This is a genomic window from Streptomyces sp. NPDC051940, from assembly GCF_040680895.1.
Taxonomy (GTDB): domain Bacteria; phylum Actinomycetota; class Actinomycetes; order Streptomycetales; family Streptomycetaceae; genus Streptomyces.
This window is the reverse complement of the sequence record NZ_JBFAXR010000260.1, coordinates 1-3,475: the sequence shown is the minus strand read 5'-3', so window position 1 is coordinate 3,475 and position 3,475 is coordinate 1. Positions and strand designations below refer to the sequence as shown.

Genomic DNA, 3,475 nt, shown 5'->3' with positions numbered 1-3,475 from the left:
CCCGGGCCCGGGGAGCGCGCCGGGTCAGGGCCGTGCCGTCCGCGTCAGCGTCAGCAGCCCACCGCGCGGTACGGCGACCTCGGCACCGGTCAGGTCGGCCGTGCCCCGGTGTACCACGCGTCCGCGGGCGTCCCGGACGGCCACCCCGGCCGTACCGGAGCCGCCGGTGAGCCGGACCGCCTCGTCGGCGTCGGCGTTCGCCACCAGCAGCTCGCGCCACGTGCCGTCCGTCGCGACCGGCAGCGGTGCGTACCGGGCGACCACCACCGTATCGCCACCGTCCGCCGTGATCATCGGGTAGCCGAGATCGACGCGGGCCGGCCGCAGCGCGCCGAGCTGGAGCGCGTCGGCCCGCTCGCGGAAGACGCCGAGCCAGAACGCGAGCGCCTCCCGCTGTCCGGGCGACTGGGCCGCGAGGTCGACGGAGATCTGCGGCACCGAGAAGAGCACGTTGATCAGGTGGACGGCGATCTGCTCCGGCGTCTCCGAGGGATGCCACATCAGCATGTCGGAGTGGACCGCCACCGGCCCGGCGACCAGCCGGACGTCGACGGTGCGCTGCCGGTTCTCGGCCGGGCTGAGCGGGCAGTCGGCGGCGCGGATCATGCTCGTGTACGGCCACAGCCCGGGACTCACATAGGGCTGGCGGTGCTCCACCATGGCCTCGGGGTCGGCCGCCGTGATCCGCCCGTGGATCTGGGCCAGCAGCCGTTCGACGCCCTCGGACACCGTGGCGCAGTCGGCCTCCGGGCCCGGCTCGGGCGGGTCCTCGACGCCGAACCAGTCCACGAAGTCGATCTTCAGCCCGTCCATCCCCCACTCCTCGACGGCGCGCGCCAGCCGGCCGGCGAGATGGGCGCGCACCACCGGGTACCGGGGGTCCACGACGATCGCGTCCAGATGGTCGGCCCGGGTCAGCGCGTACTCCTGGAAGGTGTCCCAGACCGAACTCTCCCGCCCGACGAACGGCAGGGAGAACCACAGCAGATACGCCACGCCCAGCTCGTGGACGCGCCGCACGTGCGCGGCCGTGTCCGGCAGCGACACCGGCTCCCAGTCACCGCAGTGGCCGTAGCCGCGGGCGCGGTCGCCCGTCATCCACCCGTCGTCCACGATGACCGTGTCGAGGCCCAGCTCCTTGCCGAGCGCGGCCTGCTTCTCGACCGCCGCGGGGGAGACGTCCTGGTGCATCGCGTACCACGTCGAGTACGCCGGGCGCCGCGCGGCCGCCGGCACCCTGACGGTCCGGTCGCCGAGCCACCAGTCGGCGACCTCGGCGAGGCAGTGCGCGTACGGGCGGCGGGAGATGTCGATCCGTACGGTCAGCTCCCGCGACGCCTGTATCCAGCAGCGGAACTCCCCGCTCTCCTCCACCACCCCGGCCCCGACCAGCGCGTCGGTCCGGTCCGCGGCGAAGACGCACAGCCCCGTGTCGCCGGTGCCGATGAGGGCGGCGACCGGAGCGCCGCGCGACAGGCTCACCCGCGCGGGGGCCGACCAGGCGGCGGGCAGCCGTCCGGTGCTGCGGATGTCCGGCGTCCAGAACGCGGTCGCGTCGACGCACGGCACGCGCCATTCGACCCGCACGTCGTCATCGCCGGCGACGGTGACCTCCAGCACGCCGCCGCTCTCCCGGCGCCGCACCGGCCGCCCGGTGACGAGCAGTTCCAGACCGCCCGCCGTGACGGGCAGCGGCCGGCCGGCCGCCGCCGCGGGGGCATGGGGTTCCCAGACCTGTTCCATGTACGTGGATCATCCCTTCGTGGCTCCGGCCAGCAGGCCGGAGATGAACTGTCGTTGCAGGACCAGGAACAGCACCATCATCGGCAGGGCCGACACGGCCGTACCGGCGAGGATCGCCCCGTAGTCGGTGTTGGACTCCTGGCCGTGCAGCGTCGCCAGCGCCACGGGCAGGGTGTGCATCTCGGGGCTGCGCAGCGCGATGAGCGGCCAGACGAACTGGTTCCACGAGCCCAGGAAGAGGAACACGCCCAGCGCCGCCAGCACCGGCCGCATCACCGGGACCACCACGGAGAAGATCACCCGCAGCTCCCCGGCCCCGTCGACGCGCGCGGCGTCGAGGAGTTCGTCGGGCATCCCGCTGAGCGCCTGGCGCATCAGGAAGATCGCGAACGGGACGCACAGGCCGGGCAGGACGACGGCCTGGTAGCTGTCCATCAGCCGGAAGTCCATCATCATCTGGAACAGCGGTACGAGCATCACCTGGTCGGGCACCACCAGCGTCGACAGCAGCACCCCGAAGAGCACCGTGCGCCCCCGGAAGCGGAACTTGGCGAAGGCGTACCCGGCCAGCAGCGCGACGACCAGTGCGCCGAGTGTCTGCAGTCCGGCGATGGCCAGGGAGTTGCCGAGGACGCGCAGCAGGCCGACCTTCGCCTGCAGATCGCTGAGGTTCTCGCCGAGATGGCCGGCCGGTACGAGCTTGGGCGGCCAGGCGAAGATGTCGGAGTCCTGCTGGGTGGCCGAGACGATCAGCCAGTAGAAGGGGGCCACGGACAGGCCGGTGAGTGCTGCCAGCAGCAGGGTCAGCGGGAGGCCGCGCAGGGGTGTGGGCCGGGTCATTCGCGTTCTCCCATCAGCCGCATCTGGACGGCGCCGAACACCACGACGATCAGGGTGAGCGCGTAGGCGATGGCGGAGGCGTAGCCGAAGTCGAAGTAGCGGAAGCCGTTCTCGTACAGGTACATCGAGACGGTGAGGGTGGCGTTGTCCGGGCCGCCGTGGGTGAGGACGTACGGCTCGTCGAAGAGCTGCAGCGTCCCGATGGTGGACAGCACCACGGTGAACAGCAGGATCGGCCGCAGCGCCGGAACCGTGACGGACCGGAACCGGCGGACCGGGCCCGCCCCGTCGACCATGGCCGCCTCGTACAGCTCCTTCGGGATGCCCTGCAGTCCGGCCAGGTAGATCACGGCGTTGTAGCCGGTGTAGTGCCAGGTCAGGACGAGCACGACGGCCATCCGGGCCCAGAAGGGGCTGCCCAGCCAGTCGATCTTCGGCAGCCCGAGACCGCCGAGCGCCCAGTTCAGGGCGCCCTGGTCGGTGTTGAGGAGATAGGCGAACATCACGCCCGTGGCGACCAGACCGGTGACGGCCGGCATGAACACCCCGAGCCGCCACACGGCCCGCCAGCGTACGAGGACGGAGTTCAGGCCGAGCGCCAGCAGCAGCGCCAGGCCCAGCATCACCGGCACCTGTACGGCGAGGATCAGGCCGGTGTTCTTCAACGCCGTCCAGAACAGGGGGTCGTGCAGCAGCCGTTCGTAGTTGTCCGCGCCCGCGCTCCGGGTCGCGGCTCCCGAGCCGGTCGTCAGCGACAGCCGCAGCGAGGCGATGATCGGGTACGCCTTGAACAGGGCGAAGGTGATCAGCGCGGGGGCGAGCAGCACGTGAGCGGGGGCCTTCGTGCTGGAGGGACGGCTGGGGGCGGCGTGGGCGTGGGTGTTGGTGCCCG

General features: G+C 72.0%; 3 protein-coding genes. All 3 read right to left on the bottom strand.

Annotated elements, in window-relative coordinates:
- Nucleotides 1-24 precede the first annotated feature (24 nt).
- The gene (locus tag AB0M28_RS40155) at nucleotides 25-1,743 is read right to left on the bottom strand and encodes a glycoside hydrolase family 36 protein (protein WP_365415742.1); all 1,719 of its coding nucleotides are present in this window, start codon (nucleotides 1,741-1,743) and stop codon (nucleotides 25-27) included.
- A 9-nt stretch (nucleotides 1,744-1,752) separates the two neighbouring features.
- Nucleotides 1,753-2,583, bottom strand: coding sequence for a carbohydrate ABC transporter permease (locus AB0M28_RS40150; RefSeq protein WP_365415740.1), 831 nt, complete (start codon nucleotides 2,581-2,583; stop codon nucleotides 1,753-1,755).
- Nucleotides 2,580-3,475, bottom strand: an 896-nt coding sequence (locus tag AB0M28_RS40145; RefSeq protein WP_365415738.1) for a sugar ABC transporter permease, incomplete at its 5' end; no start/stop codon positions are given. The genes AB0M28_RS40145 and AB0M28_RS40150, both read right to left, overlap by 4 nt.